General features: G+C 39.4%; 2 protein-coding genes. Both read right to left on the bottom strand.

Going from position 1 to position 1,116, the window contains the following annotated elements:
- Window positions 1-443: lambda exonuclease family protein (locus ACFIJS_RS08985; RefSeq protein ID WP_375651272.1), on the bottom strand; the 443-nt coding region annotated here is incomplete at its 3' end.
- Between the two features lies 1 nt (window position 444).
- Window positions 445-1,116: ERF family protein (locus ACFIJS_RS08980; RefSeq protein ID WP_375651270.1), on the bottom strand; the 672-nt coding region annotated here is incomplete at its 5' end.

Here is a 1,116-nt window from a genome sequence, read left to right as displayed (position 1 = left end):
CGTCCTGTGCATGCCATTTGGAATTGCATCTGTGCGTGATATTCAGGCTTGATTTTGCCATCCATAAAAAAACGAAGATGAGTCGTTGATTGTGGACATTTGACTTCGATTAAACCGTCCTCTCCAATGAACCCATCAGGACTAGCACCAGCCATTTCCATTTTTGGGTGTGGGATAAACCCGCATCTTGTGACTTCTGCGTCATAAATGAATTCATATTCTCTCAAGGCATCTTCTTCATGTTCAATGCCCCATTGCATAGCAGGTGTTGTATAAGATTGGCTTATTTCCCCTGTTAAGCGTTCTGTCATGAGTTTCATTTTGTAATCTTCATATTTGCTGGTAGGCAAGCCTTTTGCTGTCTTACTGAGTACGTTGTAAACGTTTGAAGCAGTGACTTTCCCTAAGCGTGCTTGAAACCATTCTGCTGTTCTTTGTTCCATCTCACACCGCCGTTCCCTGTTCGTGTGGCGTTGCTATATCGGCATCTTGTGTAGTAGAATCTGTTCCTACCTTTTGCTTGTTCTGTTTATCTTTCAAAAGATGTAACACCGTTTGTGCTTGTCCTTCAGACATATCGTCAAGCTTTTTGACGTTGACATAAGTAAGTATTTTTTCTTCTTCTGTTTGGGTTTGTACGACGAGTCTTCTGATTTCATTGATCTGTTGTGGAAAAGCCTTTTTAATAGGTGTGTTCCCATCTGTATCATCATCTTCACTCACGACATTAAGAAGCATGCCTAACAGATATCTGCGTGCGTATGTGATTGCAGAACCAACCGATTGTATATTTGATTTGCATCCTTTAGTGTCATAAGGAAACTTTCCTTCTGTTGAGATTTTATTTCCAGACGGATGCGTCAAGGTCATTTCTATAATTATATTGTCTGAACTCTGTTCTTTGATACGAGAAAACAAAGCAAATCGGTGTTTTGCAAGAGTATTTTTTACAGCATCAATGTACTGGTCAAGGGTTGCATATTGGCTGTTTGTATGGGTGTTTGTAGAGTTTTTTTGTATTTTTTGATATTCTATTTGCATATTCGAAAGATCACAGGCAAATCTTTCGTAGTTTTGTCGTTCTATTTCTTTTTCTCGTAAGGCAATGAGACGCTC

Source organism: Bartonella sp. OT172YNZD, from assembly GCF_042193725.1.
GTDB classification, from domain to species: domain Bacteria; phylum Pseudomonadota; class Alphaproteobacteria; order Rhizobiales; family Rhizobiaceae; genus Bartonella; species Bartonella grahamii_A.
Note: the sequence above shows the minus strand (reverse complement) of the source record. Positions and strands in the feature narration are given on the sequence as shown.